This is a genomic window from Shewanella sp. HL-SH8 (genome assembly GCF_051165765.1).
Taxonomy (GTDB): Bacteria; Pseudomonadota; Gammaproteobacteria; order Enterobacterales; family Shewanellaceae; genus Shewanella; species Shewanella glacialimarina.
Window position 1 is genome coordinate 1 of the sequence record NZ_CP195039.1, and the last position, 21,637, is coordinate 21,637.

The 21,637-nt window shown below is 44.6% G+C and carries 12 protein-coding genes, 3 tRNA genes and 4 rRNA genes; 2 read left to right on the forward strand and 17 right to left on the reverse strand.

Features of this window, described 5'->3' with window-relative positions:
* Positions 1-62 precede the first annotated feature (62 nt).
* Positions 63-1,089, forward strand: a protein-coding gene (locus ACRWQN_RS00005; protein WP_434939344.1) for an IS630 family transposase whose coding sequence is annotated in 2 segments (ribosomal slippage) — positions 63-518 and positions 520-1,089 — 1,026 coding nt in all. Because the reading frame shifts where the segments join, the coding sequence is not laid out codon by codon here.
* A gap of 390 nt (positions 1,090-1,479) precedes the next feature.
* On the opposite strand, the gene rrf (ACRWQN_RS00010) is transcribed toward ACRWQN_RS00005, so the two are convergent.
* From rrf (ACRWQN_RS00010) to ACRWQN_RS00050, 9 genes are all read right to left on the reverse strand, one after another.
* Positions 1,480-1,595, reverse strand: a 5S ribosomal RNA gene (gene rrf / locus ACRWQN_RS00010).
* A 34-nt stretch (positions 1,596-1,629) separates the two neighbouring features.
* Positions 1,630-1,705, reverse strand: a tRNA-Thr gene (locus ACRWQN_RS00015).
* A 52-nt stretch (positions 1,706-1,757) separates the two neighbouring features.
* Positions 1,758-1,873, reverse strand: a 5S ribosomal RNA gene (gene rrf, locus ACRWQN_RS00020).
* A gap of 145 nt (positions 1,874-2,018) precedes the next feature.
* Positions 2,019-4,920 (reverse strand): 23S ribosomal RNA (locus tag ACRWQN_RS00025).
* A 362-nt stretch (positions 4,921-5,282) separates the two neighbouring features.
* A tRNA-Ala gene (locus ACRWQN_RS00030) sits at positions 5,283-5,358 on the reverse strand.
* A gap of 146 nt (positions 5,359-5,504) precedes the next feature.
* Positions 5,505-5,581: transfer RNA gene (locus tag ACRWQN_RS00035), tRNA-Ile, on the reverse strand.
* Positions 5,582-5,669: 88 nt separating this feature from the next.
* Positions 5,670-7,214 (reverse strand): 16S ribosomal RNA (locus ACRWQN_RS00040).
* The 16S, 23S and 5S rRNA genes sit together here with 3 tRNA genes alongside, the layout of an rRNA operon.
* A 666-nt stretch (positions 7,215-7,880) precedes the next feature.
* A complete protein-coding gene (gene secA / locus ACRWQN_RS00045; protein WP_434931950.1) occupies positions 7,881-10,604 on the reverse strand; it encodes a preprotein translocase subunit SecA in 2,724 nt (907 codons plus the stop codon).
* A 58-nt stretch (positions 10,605-10,662) separates the two neighbouring features.
* Positions 10,663-11,562 (reverse strand): M23 family metallopeptidase, encoded by a 900-nt coding sequence (locus ACRWQN_RS00050; RefSeq protein ID WP_434927440.1) that lies wholly within the window; start codon positions 11,560-11,562, stop codon positions 10,663-10,665.
* A 27-nt stretch (positions 11,563-11,589) separates the two neighbouring features.
* Here ACRWQN_RS00050 and ACRWQN_RS00055 point away from each other — a divergent pair, with 27 nt between their 5' ends.
* On the forward strand, positions 11,590-12,039 hold the full coding sequence (locus ACRWQN_RS00055; RefSeq protein WP_434927441.1) for a DUF721 domain-containing protein: 450 nt from the start codon (positions 11,590-11,592) through the stop codon (positions 12,037-12,039).
* Positions 12,040-12,044: 5 nt separating this feature from the next.
* On the opposite strand, the gene lpxC is transcribed toward ACRWQN_RS00055, so the two are convergent.
* From lpxC to murD, 8 genes are all read right to left on the reverse strand, one after another.
* Positions 12,045-12,965: a UDP-3-O-acyl-N-acetylglucosamine deacetylase gene (lpxC, locus tag ACRWQN_RS00060; RefSeq protein ID WP_434927442.1), complete on the reverse strand. Its 921-nt coding sequence runs from the start codon at positions 12,963-12,965 to the stop codon at positions 12,045-12,047.
* Positions 12,966-13,209: 244 nt separating this feature from the next.
* Positions 13,210-14,376: a cell division protein FtsZ gene (gene ftsZ, locus ACRWQN_RS00065; protein WP_434927443.1), complete on the reverse strand. Its 1,167-nt coding sequence runs from the start codon at positions 14,374-14,376 to the stop codon at positions 13,210-13,212.
* 26 nt (positions 14,377-14,402) lie between these two features.
* Entirely contained in the window at positions 14,403-15,638 is a 1,236-nt protein-coding gene (ftsA, locus tag ACRWQN_RS00070; protein WP_226412745.1) for a cell division protein FtsA, read from the reverse strand.
* Complete coding sequence (locus ACRWQN_RS00075) at positions 15,635-16,405, reverse strand: cell division protein FtsQ/DivIB (RefSeq protein ID WP_434927444.1); 771 nt, start codon at positions 16,403-16,405, stop codon at positions 15,635-15,637. The genes ftsA and ACRWQN_RS00075 overlap by 4 nt, the downstream gene beginning before the upstream one ends.
* A 132-nt stretch (positions 16,406-16,537) precedes the next feature.
* Positions 16,538-17,983: a UDP-N-acetylmuramate--L-alanine ligase gene (gene murC / locus ACRWQN_RS00080; protein ID WP_434939345.1), complete on the reverse strand. Its 1,446-nt coding sequence runs from the start codon at positions 17,981-17,983 to the stop codon at positions 16,538-16,540.
* Between the two features lies 1 nt (position 17,984).
* Positions 17,985-19,049, reverse strand: coding sequence for an undecaprenyldiphospho-muramoylpentapeptide beta-N-acetylglucosaminyltransferase (murG, locus tag ACRWQN_RS00085; protein ID WP_434928882.1), 1,065 nt, complete (start codon positions 19,047-19,049; stop codon positions 17,985-17,987).
* A gap of 62 nt (positions 19,050-19,111) precedes the next feature.
* A complete protein-coding gene (gene ftsW / locus ACRWQN_RS00090; RefSeq protein ID WP_434927446.1) occupies positions 19,112-20,323 on the reverse strand; it encodes a cell division protein FtsW in 1,212 nt (403 codons plus the stop codon).
* Complete coding sequence (gene murD / locus ACRWQN_RS00095; RefSeq protein WP_434939346.1) at positions 20,313-21,632, reverse strand: UDP-N-acetylmuramoyl-L-alanine--D-glutamate ligase; 1,320 nt, start codon at positions 21,630-21,632, stop codon at positions 20,313-20,315. Before murD ends, ftsW begins: the two co-directional genes overlap by 11 nt.
* Between the last annotated feature and the right edge of the window lie 5 nt (positions 21,633-21,637).

The following is a 21,637-nucleotide window of genomic DNA, read 5'->3' on the forward strand; positions in this document are numbered from 1 at the left end:
AGTAATACCATTTACATTAAATATGTGATCTAATTAGTTGTCATTTCCTTATTTCAGTATCGATGAATAATCTCAATCTTGCAGCATTAGTTAAATCTGAGAAAAGCGCACGTAAACGTATGCGTTATCTCGCCTTACTTCATTTTACCGAAGGTCATTCTCGTACTGCTATAGCCAACATGTTGAAGGTCAGTAGAACCAGTGTAAATGCATGGGTTACTCATTATTTAACTCATGGCATTAGCGGCCTAGATGATAAACATAATCCAGGTCGACCCGCTCAATTATCGGCGAAACAACTGGTAAATCTGAAAGAATTTGTACAACGTCAAAGCTTGTCTGAGAGTGGCGGAAGATTGATGGCAAGAGATGTTAGTCTTTTTATCCAGTCTGAATTTGGCGTGACCTTTAAACAGGCAAATATCTACAGATTACTGCATCAATTAGGATTGTCATGGATAACGACCCGCTCTCGTCACCCAAAGCAATCTCAAGATATTCAGGACGCTTTTAAAAAACTTCCAGCTGTCAACGATCCTTAACACCCCTGGTCATGTGGCGTTAGATCGCATTGATGTTTGGTTTCAAGATGAAGCCAGATTTGGTCAGCAAAATACAACGACCCGCATTTGGGCAACGAAAGGAACCCGACCACGAGCGGTAAGGCAACAACAGTTTGAATCAGCGTATTTATATGGCGCGGTGTGTCCGGCAACGGGTGCGACAGAGGCTATTATTGCCCCGCATGCCAATAGTGAATATATGTGGGAGCATTTAAAATTAATTTCAGAGGCTACCGAATCGAGTCGCCATGCTTTGGTCATCATGGATGGCGCAGGTTGGCATCAACAGGATCTGACAGAGGACTTTGATAACCTTAGTATCCTTAAGCTTCCGCCCTATTCGCCAGAACTCAACCCTATAGAACAAGTGTGGCAATGGCTTCGTCAGAATGAACTCGCCAATCGTTGCTTTAGTGGATATGACGATATTGTTGAGCAGTGTTCCATTGCATGGAATCGATTTATTGCAGAGCCGGAAAGGGTGATTCTACTATGTTCTAGACGGTGGACAAAACTGACCAATTAATTAATGTAAATGGTATGACCTACTCTCACATGGGGATATCGGCCACACTATGTTTAATGTAAATTGTATGACTCATGCTCAAGAATAGTTTTTCGTCGTAAACAAAAAGGCCACTCAATTAGAGTGACCTTGCTGTTTTATTTGGCGCCTGGAAATGACCTACTCTCACATGAGCATATCGGGTACACGACTTTCATGCTCAAGGATAGTACTTCGACACAAAGCAAAAAGGCCACTCAGTTAGAGTGGCCTTTTTGTTTTATTTAGCGCCTGGAAATGACCTACTCTCACATGGGCATATCGGCCACACGACTTTCATGCTCAAGAATAGTACTTCGACACAAAACAAAAAAGCCACTCAATTAGAGTGGCCTTGCTGCTTTATTTAGCGCCTGGAAATGACCTACTCTCACATGGGGAGACCCCACACTACCATCGGCGATACTGTGTTTCACTTCTGAGTTCGGAATGGGATCAGGTGGTGCCACAGCTCTATGGTTTCCAGACAAATTCTACTAGGACAATACACTAGATTATTCGTGGTGCTGATACCCAGAATCGAACTGGGGACCTCATCCTTACCAAGGATGCGCTCTACCGACTGAGCCATATCAGCAAAACTTGCTTTATATTATTACTCATCATTATGATGAGTAATTTTAATTGGCGCCTGGAAATGACCTACTCTCACATGGGGAGACCCCACACTACCATCGGCGATACTGTGTTTCACTTCTGAGTTCGGAATGGGATCAGGTGGTGCCACAGCTCTATGGTTTCCAGACAAATTTGGTTTATCTAACGCTATTTAACTAGCATTAAATAATAATTCGGAAAGCTGATTGCTTTATCTCAGTTTGAGTCTCGTCACACTATTTAAGCGTCCCATTCTAATACTAAGTCGTATCAGTAAAACCCATCTGGGTTGTATGGTTAAGCCTCACGGGTCATTAGTACAAGTTAGCTCAACGCCTCACAACGCTTACACACCTTGCCTATCAACGTAGTAGTCTCCTACGGCCCTTTAGAGAGCTTAAAGCTCTAGGGATGACTCATCTTGGGGCTCGCTTCCCGCTTAGATGCTTTCAGCGGTTATCGATTCCGAACGTAGCTACCGGGCAATGCCATTGGCATGACAACCCGAACACCAGCGGTTCGTCCACTCCGGTCCTCTCGTACTAGGAGCAGCTCCCCTCAATCATCCAACGCCCACGGCAGATAGGGACCGAACTGTCTCACGACGTTCTGAACCCAGCTCGCGTACCACTTTAAATGGCGAACAGCCATACCCTTGGGACCGACTTCAGCCCCAGGATGTGATGAGCCGACATCGAGGTGCCAAACACCGCCGCCGATATGAACTCTTGGGCGGTATCAGCCTGTTATCCCCGGAGTACCTTTTATCCGTTGAGCGATGGCCCTTCCATTCAGAACCACCGGATCACTATGACCTACTTTCGTACCTGCTCGACGTGTATGTCTCGCAGTTAAGCTGGCTTATGCCATTGCACTAACCGTACGATGTCCGACCGTACTTAGCCAACCTTCGTGCTCCTCCGTTACTCTTTGGGAGGAGACCGCCCCAGTCAAACTACCCACCAGGCACTGTCCTCAACCCCGATAAGGGGCCAGAGTTAGAACATCAAAACTACAAGGGTGGTATTTCAAGATTGACTCCACTCCATCTAGCGACGAAGCTTCAAAGTCTCCCACCTATCCTACACATGTAGGTTCAATGTTCAGTGCCAAGCTATAGTAAAGGTTCACGGGGTCTTTCCGTCTAGCCGCGGGTATACGGCATCTTCACCGCAATTTCAACTTCACTGAGTCTCGGCTGGAGACAGCGTGGCCATCATTACGCCATTCGTGCAGGTCGGAACTTACCCGACAAGGAATTTCGCTACCTTAGGACCGTTATAGTTACGGCCGCCGTTTACCGGGGCTTCGATCATGAGCTTCTCTTGCGATAACCCAATCAATTAACCTTCCGGCACCGGGCAGGCGTCACACCGTATACGTCATCTTGCGATTTTGCACAGTGCTGTGTTTTTGATAAACAGTTGCAGCCACCTGGTATCTGCGACTGCCGTCAGCTTAGGGAGCAAGTCCCATCACCAACAGCAGCGTACCTTCTCCCGAAGTTACGGTACCATTTTGCCTAGTTCCTTCAGCCGAGTTCTCTCAAGCGCCTTGGTATTCTCTACCCGACCACCTGTGTCGGTTTGGGGTACGATCCCTACTAACCTGAAGCTTAGAAGATTTTCCTGGAAGCATGGCATCAACTACTTCATCACCTTAGTGACTCGTCATCAGCTCTCAGCATTCTCACTAAAGAGGTGTTCCCGGATTTGCCTAAGAACACTGCCTACTACCTTAAACGCGGACTACCAACGCCGCGCTAGCCTAGCCTTCTCCGTCTCTCCATCGCAGTTAGCAGAGGTACAGAAATATTAATCTGTTTTCCATCGATTACGCCTTTCGGCCTCACCTTAGGGGTCGACTCACCCTGCCCCGATTAACGTTGGACAGGAACCCTTGGTCTTTCGGCGAGGGAGTTTTTCACTCCCTTTATCGTTACTCATGTCAGCATTCGCACTTCTGATACGTCCAGTGTGGGTTACCCCTTCACCTTCAACCGCTTACAGAACGCTCCTCTACCGCTTGCAGTAAACTGCAAACCCGTAGCTTCGGTGGTATGTTTAGCCCCGTTAAATCTTCCGCGCAGGCCGACTCGACTAGTGAGCTATTACGCTTTCTTTAAATGATGGCTGCTTCTAAGCCAACATCCTAGCTGTCTAAGCCTTCCCACATCGTTTCCCACTTAACATACACTTTGGGACCTTAGCTGACGGTCTGGGTTGTTTCCCTTTTGACAACGGACGTTAGCACCCGCTGTCTGTCTCCCGAGTAGTACTCATTGGTATTCGGAGTTTGCAAAGGGTTGGTAAGTCGGGATGACCCCCTAGCCTTAACAGTGCTCTACCCCCAATGGTATTCGCTCGAGGCGCTACCTAAATAGCTTTCGAGGAGAACCAGATATCTCCGAGTTTGATTGGCCTTTCACCCCCAGCCACAAGTCATCCGCTCATTTTTCAACATAAGTCGGTTCGGTCCTCCAGTTGATGTTACTCAACCTTCAACCTGCCCATGGCTAGATCACTCGGTTTCGGGTCTACGCCTTGCAACTAAACGCGCAGTTAACACTCGGTTTCCCTACGGCTCCGCTATTCGCTTAACCTCGCTACAAAACGTAAGTCGCTGACCCATTATACAAAAGGTACGCAGTCACGGTCTCAAGAACCGCTCCCACTGCTTGTACGTATACGGTTTCAGGTTCTATTTCACTCCCCTCACAGGGGTTCTTTTCGCCTTTCCCTCACGGTACTGGTTCACTATCGGTCAGTCAGGAGTATTTAGCCTTGGAGGATGGTCCCCCCATATTCAAACAGGATGTCACGTGTCCCGCCTTACTCGTTTTCATCTATGGTTAGTTTTCATGTACGGGGCTATCACCCTGTGCCGCTGAGCTTTCCAACTCATTCCACTAACACCCCATAGACTTAAGGGCTAATCCCCGTTCGCTCGCCGCTACTAGGGGAATCTCGGTTGATTTCTTTTCCTCTGGGTACTTAGATGTTTCAGTTCCCCAGGTTCGCCTCATACAGCTATGTATTCACTGTATGATGACCACTTATGTGGCCGGGTTTCCCCATTCGGATATCGTTAGCTCAAATGCTTATTACTAGCTCGCCAACGCTTTTCGCAAGTTATTACGTCCTTCATCGCCTCTGACTGCCAAGGCATCCACCGTATACGCTTAGTCACTTAACCATACAACCCAAATGAGTTTCACAACCCTTGTAAACAAGAGAATGAACTAATTAGACTGTATCGCAACTAGCTGGTTTTTACTTGTCTCACTCCCGACCAGGAAGTGTGACTCGCCTTAGTTTTTAGAATATTCAAGACACTTAAACAGTGTTTTGAGAACTCAAGATACTGATGCTTTCACATCAATATTATTTTTCGCACTAACGTAATCACACAAACGACAACGAATCATCATCTATGCGCCTTGAGTTAGTACTATCAGCTTTCCAAATTGTTAAAGAGCGGGCTTAAAAAAGCCAAAGATAAAATTTCGTTTATCTTTGGCATCTCGGACCAATATGTATGTTTCTCATTCAAGAGAATGGTGGAGCTATGCGGGATCGAACCGCAGACCTCCTGCGTGCAAGGCAGGCGCTCTCCCAGCTGAGCTATAACCCCTTTACATACAGTGAGAATTTACGTTTACCTTCTAAGAAGGTCAGCCATTTTATTTGGCTTGCCAATTCGAATTTATCCAAGGCAATTTATTGCGGACGTTTAGTTCACTAAACGAGCGGTAAATTAACACAGGAGAAATGAAGAATTGGTGGGTCAGAGTGGACTTGAACCACCGACCTCACCCTTATCAGGGGTGCGCTCTAACCAGCTGAGCTACAGACCCAACGTAATTTCTCTTTCTTTCTATCAAGTAATCTGTGTGAACACTCACATGCATCTCTGCACTTTAGGTATTGAGTTAGTCGTATAGGTAAGGAGGTGATCCAGCCCCAGGTTCCCCTAGGGCTACCTTGTTACGACTTCACCCCAGTCATGAACCACAAAGTGGTGAGCGTTCTCCCGAAGGTTAAACTACCCACTTCTTTTGCAGCCCACTCCCATGGTGTGACGGGCGGTGTGTACAAGGCCCGGGAACGTATTCACCGTGACATTCTGATTCACGATTACTAGCGATTCCGACTTCATGGAGTCGAGTTGCAGACTCCAATCCGGACTACGACGTACTTTGTGAGATTAGCTCCACCTCGCGGCTTTGCAACCCTCTGTATACGCCATTGTAGCACGTGTGTAGCCCTACTCGTAAGGGCCATGATGACTTGACGTCGTCCCCACCTTCCTCCGGTTTATCACCGGCAGTCTCCCTAAAGTTCCCGACATTACTCGCTGGCAAATAAGGATAGGGGTTGCGCTCGTTGCGGGACTTAACCCAACATTTCACAACACGAGCTGACGACAGCCATGCAGCACCTGTCTCAGAGTTCCCGAAGGCACTAAGCTATCTCTAGCGAATTCTCTGGATGTCAAGAGTAGGTAAGGTTCTTCGCGTTGCATCGAATTAAACCACATGCTCCACCGCTTGTGCGGGCCCCCGTCAATTCATTTGAGTTTTAACCTTGCGGCCGTACTCCCCAGGCGGTCTACTTAATGCGTTAGCTTGGGAGCCCAGTGACTAAGTCACCAAACTCCGAGTAGACATCGTTTACGGCGTGGACTACCAGGGTATCTAATCCTGTTTGCTCCCCACGCTTTCGTGCATGAGCGTCAGTCTTTGTCCAGGAGGCCGCCTTCGCCACCGGTATTCCTTCAGATATCTACGCATTTCACCGCTACACCTGAAATTCTACCTCCCTCTACAAGACTCTAGTTCCCCAGTTCCAAATGCAATTCCTAGGTTGAGCCCAGGGCTTTCACATCTGGCTTAAAAAACCGCCTGCGCACGCTTTACGCCCAGTAATTCCGATTAACGCTCGGACCCTCCGTATTACCGCGGCTGCTGGCACGGAGTTAGCCGGTCCTTCTTCTGTAGGTAACGTCACAGCAGTAGTTTATTAAACTACTGCCTTTCCTCCCTACTGAAAGTGCTTTACAACCCGAAGGCCTTCTTCACACACGCGGCATGGCTGCATCAGGCTTTCGCCCATTGTGCAATATTCCCCACTGCTGCCTCCCGTAGGAGTCTGGGCCGTGTCTCAGTCCCAGTGTGGCTGATCATCCTCTCAGAACAGCTAGGGATCGTCGCCTTGGTGAGCCATTACCTCACCAACTAGCTAATCCCACCTAGGTTCATCCAATCGCGAAAGGCCCGAAGGTCCCCTCCTTTCCCCCGTAGGGCGTATGCGGTATTAGCAGTCGTTTCCAACTGTTATCCCCCTCGACTGGGCAGATCCCTAGGCATTACTCACCCGTCCGCCGCTCGCCGGCAAAGATAGCAAGCTATCTTCCCGCTGCCGCTCGACTTGCATGTGTTAGGCCTGCCGCCAGCGTTCAATCTGAGCCATGATCAAACTCTTCAATTAAAGTTTTTTTGAATCTTGCGATTCGGCTCAATGAATTCTGATTGCTTTATCAACCGAAGTTAACAAAGTCTTTTTGTACATATTGCTATGAACATTCATCGTTGCATTGAGTTTAAATTTTTTGATTGCTCTTCCTAAGAAGAAGCAATTTCGAATAACTCAATACCTGTGAATGTCCACACAGATTACTTGATAAATTGTTAAAGAGCGTTGATGTTGATTTTTCAAACATCGCCGTAAGACGCTAGGTCGTTGGCTTGGGCTGCGTATTCTACAGACCCTGTTGTCAGCGTCAAGTGTTTTTTCAAACTTTCTTTTCGCTGTTGATTTGATGATGAAACCGAAGTTTTTATCCTTTCAAATCAACCTGACTTCCTAAGTGATTAACTTCAGATGCCACTTTGCTTTCGCGCTGTGCCGTGTCAGTGGTTGCGCATTATAGGGAGATTCTGAGGCAGTGCAAGGGCTTTTGTGTAAAAAGATCGGTTTTTTACGATCTTTTTGATAGTTACCCACTTACATACATGTTTTGCACCATTTACCCCCAAAGTTATCCACAATAGGTGCTTTATAAGCTTAGACTCTTGCCAATCAGATATAAAAAAAGCAGCTATATAAGCTGCTTTTTATAATCACTATGCTGGTTTAGCTAAGCTAACTGGTTTATTAACTTAATTTGCCATGGCATTGTTTAAATTTCTGACCTGATCCGCAGGGACATGGATCATTACGTCCCACTTTCTCACCATCGCGTATAACCGTCTTAGGTTTTTCCGCTGTAGCTGTCGTTTCACCTTCGTCCAATGCTTGTGCCGTTGCATGTTGGTAATCACGTTTAATCTTAGCTTCTTCATCGCGACGGCGTTGTTCCATGTCATCTACATCAGATTGTGCTTGTACTTGCACTTTCGATAATACACTGATGACATCGTGCTTTAATGTTTCAAGCATCTGTTGAAACAACTCAAATGATTCACGCTTATATTCTTGCTTAGGATTTTTTTGTGCATACCCACGTAAATGGATACCTTGACGTAGATGATCCATCGCAGCCAAATGCTCTTTCCATAAACCATCTAAGGTTTGTAGCATTACAGCTTTTTCAAATTGACGTAATACTTGCGGGCCAACCATCTGCTCTTTAGCTTTAAAGGCTTCAGTCCATGATGTCACAATACGCTCACGTAATGTCTCTTCATGTAGATCGTCTTCTTTATCTAACCATTCTTGTATCGGAAGCTTTAAGGCGAACTCATTATGTAAACGTTGCTCTAAGCCTGGTACGTCCCATAACTCTTCTAAAGAATTCTGTGGGATATAAGTATCAATAACGCCAGAAACCACATCTTGTTCGATATTCTTGATGGTGTCTTCAATGCTTTCAGCATCCATTAACTCATTACGTTGCGAATAAACAACTTGGCGTTGATCATTTGCCACGTCATCATATTCAAGCAATTGCTTACGAATATCGAAGTTACGCGCTTCTACTTTGCGCTGTGCATTTTCGATGGCACGAGATACCCATGGATGTTCGATAGCTTCGCCTTCTTCCATACCCAGCTTTTTCATCATGCCTGAAACACGATCTGAAGCGAAGATACGCATTAAGCTATCTTCCATCGATAGGTAGAAGCGTGAAGAACCCGCATCACCTTGACGACCAGCACGACCACGTAGCTGATTATCGATACGACGCGATTCATGACGCTCGGTACCAAGAATGTGTAAACCGCCAGCCGCAAGCACTTCATCATGGCGTATTTGCCAATCTGCTTTAATTTTAGCTTTCTGTTCTGCTGTTGGATTATCTAACGCTTCTATCTCCATGTTCCAGTTGCCGCCTAATACGATATCCGTACCACGGCCAGCCATATTTGTTGCAATAGTTACTGCGCCTAAACTACCGGCTTGGGCAACAATTTCAGCTTCTTTTTCATGGAACTTAGCATTTAGCACACTGTGTGGAATTTTGGCTTTTTTCAATAATGTATTAAGCAGCTCTGATTGCTCAATAGAAACGGTACCCACTAGCACTGGCTGTCCGCGTTCACGGCAACCTTTAATATCAGCAACAATAGCATCGTACTTTTCTGCAGCTGTTAGATAAACTAAATCGGCCATGTCGTTACGAACCATTGGACGGTTAGTCGGTACTACAACGGTATCTAGGCCATAGATATGCTGAAACTCGAATGCTTCAGTGTCGGCAGTACCCGTCATACCGGCTAATTTATCATACTGACGGAAGTAGTTTTGAAAGGTAATTGACGCCAATGTTTGGTTTTCATTTTGAATATGAACCCCTTCTTTAGCTTCAACCGCTTGATGCAAACCTTCTGACCAACGACGTCCTGGCATTGTACGGCCAGTATGTTCATCTACAATAACAACATCATCGTCTTGGATAATATAATCAACATCGCGTTCAAATAAAGTATGTGCACGAAGTGCTGCATACACGTGATGCAGTAATGAAATATTTGCGGCTGAATAAAGTGAATCACCTTCAGCTAACATGCCTTGTTCAGTTAACAGTAGTTCAACTTTCTCTTGACCACGTTCTGTTAAATGAACTTGTTTACCTTTTTCATCGATTGTGAAGTCACCTTCACCGATGTAGTCTTCGGTATCTTCTTTATCTTGACGTACAAGACTAGGAATTAACTTATTCACTTTAATGTACAGATCTGAGCTGTTTTCAGCTGCACCTGAAATGATCAGTGGCGTACGCGCTTCATCAATTAAGATTGAATCGACTTCATCGATCAATGCGTAGTTTAGTGGGCGTTGTACACGCTCTTGTGGAGAAAAGGCCATATTGTCGCGCAGATAATCGAAACCAAATTCGTTATTGGTGCCATAAGTTATATCTGCGTTATACGCCTGTTTCTTTTCTATTTGACCAATACCAGCAACGTTAACGCCAACCGTTAAGCCTAAAAACTCAAATAACGGACGATTGAATTCAGCATCACGACGGGCTAAGTAATCATTCACAGTAATAACGTGAACACCTTTGCCACTGAGACCATTCAAATATGCAGGTAATGTTGCGGTTAATGTTTTACCTTCACCGGTACGCATTTCAGCAATACGATTGCTGTCTAAAACCATACCGCCAAGTAATTGGACATCAAAAGGACGCATGTTAAACACACGTTTTGACGCTTCACGCACAACGGCAAATGCTTCTGCCATCAGACTTTCTAAGCTTTCACCTGAATCTAGACGCTGGCGAAACTCTGCGGTTTTTGCTTTTAGTTCTTCATCGGAGAGTTTTTCATAATCTGCTTCCAATGCGTTAATTTTAGTGACCACTTTACCCAAGTTCTTTAGGGTACGATCGTTTTTGCTTCCAAATACTTTTGTCAGTAATTTACCTAACATCTTAGTCACTTATCTCTTGTAGGTTTGGCTCTTCAGAGCGGATTAACCGTTAATATGATCAACTTGCTTTGCGATAGACATACTTTTGTGGATCTATTTGTTGTCCACCGCGAAGCACTTCGTAATGCACATGAGGGCCGGTTGAGCGGCCTGTGCTTCCCATACTGGCGATTGTATCGCCTTTGGCAACGACGTCACCTACGTTTACTGACAGAGATTTATTGTGTCCATAGCGAGTTCGAAGACCATTACCATGATCTATTTCGATAAGCTCACCATATCCAAACATACTTCCTGACCACGTTATTACACCTGCGGCAGTTGCAACAACGTCGGCCCCTTCTCGCCCAGCAAAATCAATACCTTTATGCATTGTTCTACGGCCATTAAAAGGGTCATTGCGTAAACCATAGGGCGAAGATAACCAACCTTTATCGATTGGCCGCCCTGATATATAACGCTCTTCATCTATATGGAGATTTGTTGACACTGTTTCAAGTAGTGACAACTGAAGATTATTACTATCAATTCTTGATGCCAGCGTATTCATATCATTAATAAGCTGACTTAATTCGATTCCTGTCCCTAATTCACTGTAACCGCCGATACCAACTTCTACATGGAAATCGAATTGATCGTCGAGTAAATTATTTTGGGCGACTTGCTGGCCTAATGCCTCAAGTCGGGTAATTTTGGCCTGCATTTTAGCAACATGAGTTACTAACGTAGACAGTTGAATTTCGGTTGCGTGTTTGAGCTCAATAACTTGCTGTTTTTGTTGCTCACGCAATTGTTGGTTTTCGTCCACTTTAGCTTGTTGATTAGCAAAGCGATCGGTACTGTATTGATAAATAGCAGTTCCGGTGACCATTATCATGATGGGTAGAAGAAACCATCGCTTACTGGGTTGCCAGCGCGTGACCCCATTTCGACCTTGAACAAATACTGTTACACTCATAGCCTAACTCAGCCATCTTATTATCATATGAAAAAGCCCCCTCAAGACCTCAGCAATTTATTACATTTGTCAGGAAAACTTCCTGAACTCGCTGAGAAAGCAGAACTATTAAATAATCTGAATAATTATTTAAAACAGATTATCGATGGTCCTGCGGCAGAGCAGCTAAAAGTAGCCAATCTCCGCCAGGGTGTTCTTGTTGTTGAAACGTCATCCGCTGCCTGGGCCGCGAGAATTAATTTTCAAAAGCCTAAACTACTACGACAACTTCAGGCTGAAACATTACCCATGCTCACTGCTATTGAGGTTAAAGTCAACCCAGGATTAGCAATAGGAAATGTAAACTCCCAGGTGAATCACACTTATATCAGTAATGAAGCTGCGCAACACATCACTGCATTGGCTGATCATGTTGAAGGATCACTGGGTGAAAAACTAAAACGGCTGGCTGCATTGGCCAGCCGTAATAGGCGATAAAACGATTAAGCTAGTGCCGCTGAACCTGGCACAATGAAGCTGACAGGCACATCGGCTTCTTTGTCAAAGCTGACTAATTCCCATGCATCCTGCTGGGCAAGTAGCGCTCTAACGAGTTGATTATTTAATGCATGACCTGTTTTGTATGCTTTAAATTCACCGACAATGGCATGACCTGCTACATACAAATCACCAAAAGCGTCGAGAATTTTATGCTTAACGAACTCGTCTTCATAACGCAGACCATCAGGGTTGAGGACGCGGTATTCGTCAAGCACTACAGCATTTTCCATGCTGCCACCTAAAGCTAGGTTATTCGCACGCAAATATTCAATGTCACGCATAAAGCCGAAGGTTCTAGCACGGCTGATATCTTTTACAAAAGCGGATGTAGAAAAGTCCATTACCATATGTTGTTGGCTTCGAGCAATTTCTGGATGAGTAAAGTCAATTTTAAAATCAACTCTAAACCCTTTAAAAGGTCTTAACTCAGCCCATTTATCACCGTCTTCCACTCGAATAGGTTTGGTAATTTTTAGGTATTTTTTCGGTGCCGCTTGTTCTTTAATGCCTGCGCTTTGCAGCAAAAATACAAACGGACTGGCACTGCCATCCATAATTGGGATTTCAGGGGCATCAACTTCGATAATCGCATTATCAATGCCTAAACCAGCAAGTGCTGCAAATAGATGTTCAATTGTAGATATACGAACACCAGTATCATTTACAAGCGCTGTACACATTGTCGTTTCACGCACTAATTCAGCCTTAGCAGGTATAGACACTGGAGGCGTAAGATCGGTACGTGTTAGTACAATCCCTGTATTTACTGGTGCGGGCATAATGCACAGAGTGACCTTGTTGCCAGAATGTAATCCGACACCAGTACTCTTCACCATTTTTTGAACAGTTCTTTGAAAAATCATTCATTTACCCGTAAATAACAATAAAAACAAAAGCTTAAAATAAATACCTAAAGCTATCATGTATAGCTGGTACGACATGCTACCATATCTTGCGCAATTCACAAAAAAAATGCAAATGACCCCAGAACAACGTCATTTCGTTATCAACTACGTAATCATCACACCTTTATTAATATTAATATTGTAAACAATATTAATATCAGCCTATCAAAACCGCTTTTAAACGGGTTGATAGTTATGCTAGTTAATCAGCTTGCTTACGTAAAAATGCTGGAATATCTAAATAATCTGCATCTGCACGTGGAGCTGGAACTGATTGTGGTACAGCATTACTCTTCGGCGAAGAATATGTTTGCGCTACAATAGGTTCGTCAACTGGCTCTGGGCGTGGCTCAATAACTACTGGCTCTGGGCGTGGTGCTGTTTTTTGCACTAACTGAATATCAGGCTTCTTTTCAATGCCAATACCCGTAGCAACTACCGTTACACGTAGCTCATCACTCATTTCAGGATCAATCACCGCACCGACTACTACTGTAGCATTTTCAGATGCATAGGCTTTAACGTGGTTACCCACTGTTTCTAGCTCTTCAATTGTGATGTCCATACCAGCAGTAATGTTAACTAATACGCCACGGGCGCCAGCTAGATCAATATCTTCTAATAATGGACTTGCAACCGCTGCTTCTGCTGCTTCTTCTGCGCGGTCATCACCAGTAGCGACACCCGTACCCATCATGGCATTACCCATTTCAGACATAACGGTTTTCACGTCGGCGAAATCCACGTTAATTAAACCTGGACGAGTAATTAGCTCAGCAATACCCTGCACCGCACCAAGTAGCACGTTATTAGCTGCTGCGAATGCATCGAGTAATGATGTACCACGACCAAGCACTTTAAGTAGCTTTTCATTTGGAATGGTAATTAATGAATCCACATGTTTAGCTAACTCAGCGATCCCTATCTCAGCGTATGCCATACGCTTTTTGCCTTCAAATGGGAACGGCTTAGTCACAACGGCAACCGTTAAGATACCTTCTTCGCGTGCGATTTCAGCAACGACTGGTGCAGCACCGGTACCGGTACCTCCGCCCATGCCCGCTGCGATAAAGATCATGTCAGATCCTTTAATTGCCGCACGAATATTTTCACGATCTTCTTCTGCCGCTTGACGGCCTACGTCTGGGTTTGCCCCAGCACCTAGACCTTTTGTAACATCACGTCCAAGTTGGATAGTTGAACCCGCACTTGATTTACGTAATGCCTGTGCATCTGTGTTTGTTACGATAAACTCAACACCTTCAATGCTGTGCTTTACCATATGTTCGACAGCGTTTCCGCCACCACCACCGACACCGATGACTTTAATCACCGCTTCGTCTGAATGTGAATCCATGATCTCAAACATTGTCTGATCCCGTTTGTCTGCGTTATTTAAAATTCACCCTTAAACCAGCTTTTTACCCGATTTAAAAAGCTAGTTACCCCTTGGCGTTCAGGACGTTCGAACTGACGTTCGATAAGCCTTCTTGCCCCATAGTGAAGCAACCCTATCCCTGTTGAGTAAATTGGTTGGTCCACGTATTCATATAATCCTTTAACAGGCAGTGGCGATGCGACTCGCACTGGCATACCGAATGTCGCTTCGGCAATGTCTACCACGCCTGTTATGGAGGATGTTCCGCCAGTTAGCACTATACCTGCGGCAATTTGATCTTCTAAGCCGCTATCTTGTAATTGCTTAAGTACTAACTCAAATAATTCTTGGTACCTTGGCTCAACAACTTCAGCCAGAGTATGACGTGACATGCTGCGCGAAGGTCTCCCACCGACAGATGGCACTTCAATACTGTCTTCACGGCTTACCATTGAGCTTCTTGCGCTGGCAAACTGCACTTTAATTTGTTCGGCATGGGTTAACGGTGTGCGAAATATTTTAGCAATATCACTGGTTACTTGATTACCAGCTACTGGCACAACCGCGCAATGGCGTAATGCGCCATTGGTATAAACAGCAATATCGGTTGTTCCGCCACCGATATCGACAATACACACACCTAAATCTTTTTCATCATTGGTCAATACAGAGTCTGCCGATGCAATACCTGAGAAAACCAAGTCATCCACTTTTAAACCGCAACGTTCAACACTTTTGGTGATGTTTTTAGCCATGTCATTTGCACATGTCACAATATGAGCTTTCGCTTCCATCCGCATGCCAGACATACCTATTGGGCTTTTTATACCGTCTTGCACGTCAATTGAATATTCTTGTGGCAACACATGCAAAATACGACGCTCGGTGGGAATTTTAACCGAACGTGCGGTATGAATGACGTTGTCGACATCTTCTTGGGTCACTTCTTCGTCGTTAATCGACACCATGCCGTTTTCATTCTGACACGCGATATGTTTACCTGAAATACTTAAATAAACAGAAGACACCTGGCAGTCAGCCATTAATTCAGCTTGATCTAATGCCCTTTGAACACTGCGTACGATTGAGTCGAGATCATTCACACCGCCTTTGTCCATGCCACGAGAAGGATGATTACCTAAACCAATAACACTAATTTCGCCATCCGGCAGTACTTCACCTATTATGACAGCGACCTTTGATGTTCCGATATCTAACCCTACGATAAGGTTTCTTTCCTGATTTTTGGTCATTTATTCTCAGTTCTCTTATTGGTCTCATCCCAGCCCACAGCAAAACCTGTGTCATAACGTAAATCAACTCTGGCGACGGGTCTTTCACTTTGCACTAGTGTCGGGTAGACATTAATAAAACGCTGTATTCGAGACATTTTATCCTCACGCCCTAGCTCTATTTGTATGCCATTAGCCAATTCAGCTTGCCATGCATGGCGTGGGCTTAATCGCAGACTGGCTAATTTAAATCCATTAATCTGAAGTAAGTCATCTAATTGCCTAAAGCTTATAAGTACTTCTTCAGCCATATCATCAGGACCTGACAACTTAGGTAAATCAACTAGGTCCAATTCCGCCAAAGCATTAAACACTTCACCGTTAACATTTAGCCAAGCATCACCGTTCCAGTGCGCCACGGCTTGTTGCTCTTGCAAATTAACCTTAAATTTTGCAGGCCACTCGCGCCTAACAGACGCATGATAAACCCACGGTAGGCTTTCTAATGCCCGCTGTATATCTAATACGTCTGCGTTAAAAAAACTACTTTTCATCATTGATTGCAACGCCACCTGGATTTCTTCGTCCGAGGTATAATGGCGCTCGCCTTTAATGGCAATTGCTTCTATCGGAAGGGCATCAGCATCATTAAGTAACTCATGAAGCTTCATGCCACTCCATGTAATTGTTGCCAACACACTGAGCAAAAACATCAAACCAAAATACAAATACCAATTAACGTGTTTTAGTTTTTGTTTTAACTGGCGTCCTTTCTTGCTCCATGACACCGATAATCACTCCCGAAAACTGCTGATACGATCCTGCAACAAACCGGCCATTATATAGTGCTTAATGGCTGTATAAAAGCACGATTTTTCAACTGCATAGCTGTACAAAAACCGTTCAGTTTTATTTTAACATCATGCTGGCTTAAAACCCAGTTCACTGCTTGCTAACTCACGTGATAACGCACCAATATTACCCGCACCTTGAGTTAGTAATAAGTCTCCGTCTTGTAATACATCAGGTAATACACTTGCGAGTTGATCAGGCCCAGAGATAAATATCGGGTCAACCTGACCGCGCACGCGAATTGAACGACACAATGCTCGGCCATCAGCACCCGGTATCGGATTTTCGCCAGCAGCATAAACATCAAGTAACAGCAAACAATCGACTTGCGATAGTACCTCGACAAAGTCTTCGTATAGATCGCGAGTACGGCTATAACGATGTGGCTGGTAAGCCATCACTAATCGTTTATCAGGCCAACCTGCACGTGCCGCTTTAATGGTTGCAAGTACTTCGCTTGGGTGATGCCCATAATCATCCACTAACATGACCTTGCCATTTGGGGTCTCAAACTCACCTAAATGCTGGAATCTACGGCCAATACCTTCAAACTCTGCTAATGCTTTTACAATAGAAGCATCATCAATCTCATCTTCACTGGCCACTGCAATAGCAGCTAAAGAGTTAAGCACGTTGTGTGCTCCGGGTAAGTTCAACACGATATCTAAATCGGGTCTGTCTTTTCTGTGCGCAGTAAAACGAGATTGATGCCCTTGCTGAACAAAATTACTTGCCCTGACGTCGGCATCTTCACTAAAACCATAGGTGACTACTTGACGTCCAACTCGCGGTAATATCTCTTGAATAACCGGGTCATCAATACACATTACCGCGACACCGTAAAATGGCAAATTATGTAAAAAATCCACAAATGTGGTTTTAAGTACTTCAAAGTCGCCGCCATAAGTGTCCATATGATCAGCTTCAATATTGGTTACGACACTGACCATTGGCTGTAAATGTAAGAAGCTGGCATCACTTTCATCTGCTTCAGCAATCAAATATCGGCTTGTACCTAAACGTGCATTGGTACCTGCACTGTTTAATAGTCCGCCAATAACAAAAGTGGGATCGCGCTTAGCTTCACCATAAACACTGGCAATTAAACTGGTTGTGGTGGTTTTACCATGTGTACCAGCAATGGCTACACCATGACGATAACGCATCAGTTCAGCTAACATTTCTGCACGACGCACGATTGGCGTACGATTTTCCTGTGCGGCTAGAATTTCAGGATTCTGCTTATCAATAGCCGTTGAGACGACCACAACATCCACATCAACAACGTTGTTAGCCTGATGGCCAATAATAATTTTTGCTCCTAAACGCGCTAAGCGTTCGGTGACATTATTTACCGCAATGTCCGAGCCACTGATTTGATAGCCTTCATTGACTAACACTTCCGCAATACCACCCATGCCAGCACCACCTATGCCAACAAAATGAATTCGCTTGATCCGTCTCATTTCTGGGATCATGCTACGAAGCTGTGCGTACTTTTCTGTCTTTGTCATTTCAACCCTTTTTCGCTACCGCGGCGCATATAGCTGCAACTCTTTGAGTGGCATCTAACACGGCTACGCCCCGTGCTTTTAGCCCCATTTGGAGCAATACTTGTCTATTACTGGCAAATAGCTGCAATTTTTCAGCAAGCAATTTTGCATTCAATTCTGTTTGCGGTAATAAAAAGCCCGCCTTTGCATCCACTAATACTGCTGCGTTTTTAGTTTGATGATCATCTACTGCATGTGGATAAGGCACTAATATACTTGGTAATCCTACAGCAGCTAATTCAGATACCGTTAATGCACCTGAGCGGCACACTACCACATCAGCCCAGCGATATGCGGCTTCCATATCATCAATAAACTCGGCTACATTCACTTTATCAAGCTGGTTTAGTTGCTGATAAGCGGCTTTAACAGAATCTAGGTTATTTTTACCCACTTGATGCCAAACAGTTATAGAATGCTGTGTCGCTAACTGAGCAACCGCATCAGGTAAGGTTTCATTAAGCGCCTTAGCACCTAGGCTTCCCCCTACAACAAGCACTTTTAATGCGTCTTCGCTAAGGGGTTTCTCTAGCCCACCGAGTAACACTAACTCTTGTCTGATTGGGTTACCCACCACTTCAACATTTTTAACATCGCTCGAAAACGTGTTGTTAAAAGCACACAATACTTTGGTGGCAATTTTTGACAGTAATTTGTTCGTCAAACCTGGAATAGCATTTTGCTCATGCAGCACTACCGGAACGCCAGCCAACTTAGCTGCTATGCCACCAGGTCCACTGGCAAAACCGCCCATACCTAACACCACATTGGGCTTAAAATCGTCTATCACTGCTTTGGCTTGAATAATAGAGCGTATCACTTTAAACGGTGCAGCTAATTTACGCAGCAAGCCATTACCGCGCACGCCTTTAATATCGATAAACTCAATATCAAAACCATGTTGTGGCACTAGGCGTGCTTCCATACGGTCTGCAGTGCCTAACCATCGTACCTGCCAGCCGCTGGCGGCTAAATGTTTAGCCACGGCTAATGCAGGAAAAACATGACCACCGGTACCACCTGCCATCACTAATAATCTTGGAGAGTGGCTATAAGCAACTGCACTATTATTGTTATTTGTATCTGTCACTATTTAGCCCTCCCTTGTACTGCTTGAATCAAACTGACACGCCTTTCATGATCAATCCTGACTAACAACATTACCGCAGCGGTCATTACCCACAAGCTACTACCACCATAACTAATAAAGGGTAATGTCAGCCCTTTTGTTGGCAACATGCCAATACTTGCACCGACATTAACAACAGTTTGAAAGCAAATCCAAATACCCACGCCATATGCTACATAGCTTTCAAACGGTCGTTGCATTTGCAAACAAAGGTTACCCAATCTAATAGCGCGCAGTGCAATAAAAAACATTACTATTAGCACTGCAATAATGCCCATAAAGCCTAGTTCTTCACCAATGACCGCAAAAATAAAGTCGGTGTGCGCCTCAGGTAAGTAAGCTAACTTTTGAATACTATTACCTAAGCCTTGGCCAAACCAATCCCCCCGACCATAAGCCATTAACGATTGAGTTAACTGATAACCGCTGCCAAATGGGTCTTCCCACGGGTCCATAAACGACGTCACCCGTCGCATTCGGTATGGCTCAAATAACACCAGTAACACAAAGGTGGCGATTCCGAGTAATATCAACACCATAAAGTCAGTTATTCTGGCTCCAGCTAAAAATAATAAACTGACGGTACAAACGAATAATACCACTACTGTGCCTAGGTCGGGTTGCAGTAGAATTAACACCGCAAACAACACATAAACACCAATAGGCTTATAAAAGCCTTTGCGGTTTTCCCTTAACTCACCATGTCGACGAACTAGGTAACCCGCCATATAAACAATAAAAACAAACTTTGCCAGTTCAGCGACTTGAATACGCACAGGTCCAATGGCTAACCAACGCCTTGCACCATTAACCGATGTTCCCACCACCAATACGGCAAATAGCATAACTAACACGCCTATCATTAGCATGCCGCTATTTTTTTCCCAGTGACTCACCTCAACTTTCAACACCGCAAACGCAATGACAATGCAGCCAACAAGATAAAAAATATGCCGATATATAAAGTGAAACGGATTCCCCGTTAACTTCTCTGCCTCTGGCATAGAAGCTGACATTACCATGACAAAACCAAAACACATCAGGCCAATAATAGCTGCTAAAAATGTGCGATCGTAAAGCTCCACGCCAGCGCTATTATCATCAAGCAATGAAGGCCAAATTCCTTTCAGCCCTTGTTTGAACAAGCTTAATCGCTGCTCATTACTGGCCATCTAGTTGTTCCACACATTGCTTAAAATCGCCGCCACGCGCCATAAAGTTGCGATACATATCTAAACTGGCGCACGCAGGTGACAGCAATACAATATCACCTGAGAAAGCTATTTTTGCAGCGGTATCAACCGCTTCTTTCATGGTGTTTACGCTAATACTATTACTTTTGAGCTTAGCGATTTTCGCGCCGTCCTTACCAAGAGTAATGACCTTTGCCACATGCTCTAATGCTGGAATTAAGGGATTAAAATCAGCCCCTTTACCGTCACCACCTGCAATTAAAAACACCTCACCTAAATGGGTATTTAATCCTTGCAACGCTGCAACCGTTGCACCAACATTGGTGGCTTTAGAATCATTGATATATGTCACACCTTCTACAACCGCCACAAGCTCACAACGATGGCTTAGGCCCTTAAAGCTACTAGCAACTTGAATAGCAAAAGCTTTATCGACTGAGCAGGCATCAACCAATGCCATTGCTGCTAGTAAATTTGCGTGGTTATGCGACCCAATTAAGGTGACATCATTCAAATTCATGATCTCACTGTCACCGTGGAAGATTTTACCGTCGCTTAATCCCCATTCGTCCCCTTCAGGCACCCCTAAACCGAATGTATTTTGGTTCATGGGTTCAAAGGGAAAAGTCAGCTCATCATCACGGTTGTACATCACAAATTTACTTTGTGGGTACAGATTCAACTTAGCTTCCCGGTAGCTGGCAATGCTGCAATAACGATCCATATGATCTTCGCTAATATTTAAGCAAGTCGCTGCAATACAGTTTAACGAAAAGGTTGTTTCAAGCTGAAAGCTAGATAACTCCAATACATAGTATTCAACATCCAGAGCCAATAAATCTAATGCTGGAATACCAATATTACCGCCCATGGCGACTTTTTTTCCTGCTGCAACCAAGATGTCGTTCACCAGGGTTGTCACGGTAGACTTACCATTGGATCCTGTAATACCGATCACGCAAGGTTTTCTATCGGCAATGGCTCGGGCAAATAGCTCTACATCACCAATAACCTCAATACCCATGTCACGCGCAGCTCTAATCTCAGGTGTATCAATTGAGATACCAGGACTGATAATTAATTGACTTGCTTGAACTAAATATCGGCAATCAAAACCACCTGCCATCAATTCAACATCAGTAAACTCTTTTGCTAGCACATCTTCGCCAGGAGGGTGGCGACGGCTATCCATTACCAAAGGTTTAATTCCCTGCGAAACTAAATAACGCACGACCGACAGCCCTGTGGCTCCAAGCCCTAACACTATGTGCGTATAATTGGATTGCATAATAA

What these genes read in the sequence shown, in the direction of transcription:
- secA (WP_434931950.1), bottom strand. Translation starts at nt 10,604, where the DNA reads ATGTTAGGTAAATTACTGACAAAAGTATTTGGAAGCAAAAACGATCGT.
- ACRWQN_RS00050 (WP_434927440.1), bottom strand. Translation starts at nt 11,562, where the DNA reads ATGAGTGTAACAGTATTTGTTCAAGGTCGAAATGGGGTCACGCGCTGG.
- ACRWQN_RS00055 (WP_434927441.1), top strand. Translation starts at nt 11,590, where the DNA reads ATGAAAAAGCCCCCTCAAGACCTCAGCAATTTATTACATTTGTCAGGA.
- lpxC (WP_434927442.1), bottom strand. Translation starts at nt 12,965, where the DNA reads ATGATTTTTCAAAGAACTGTTCAAAAAATGGTGAAGAGTACTGGTGTC.
- ftsZ (WP_434927443.1), bottom strand. Translation starts at nt 14,376, where the DNA reads ATGTTTGAGATCATGGATTCACATTCAGACGAAGCGGTGATTAAAGTC.
- ftsA (WP_226412745.1), bottom strand. Translation starts at nt 15,638, where the DNA reads ATGACCAAAAATCAGGAAAGAAACCTTATCGTAGGGTTAGATATCGGA.
- murC (WP_434939345.1), bottom strand. Translation starts at nt 17,983, where the DNA reads ATGACAAAGACAGAAAAGTACGCACAGCTTCGTAGCATGATCCCAGAA.
- murG (WP_434928882.1), bottom strand. Translation starts at nt 19,049, where the DNA reads ATGGCAGGTGGTACCGGTGGTCATGTTTTTCCTGCATTAGCCGTGGCT.
- ftsW (WP_434927446.1), bottom strand. Translation starts at nt 20,323, where the DNA reads ATGGCCAGTAATGAGCAGCGATTAAGCTTGTTCAAACAAGGGCTGAAA.
- murD (WP_434939346.1), bottom strand. Translation starts at nt 21,632, where the DNA reads ATGCAATCCAATTATACGCACATAGTGTTAGGGCTTGGAGCCACAGGG.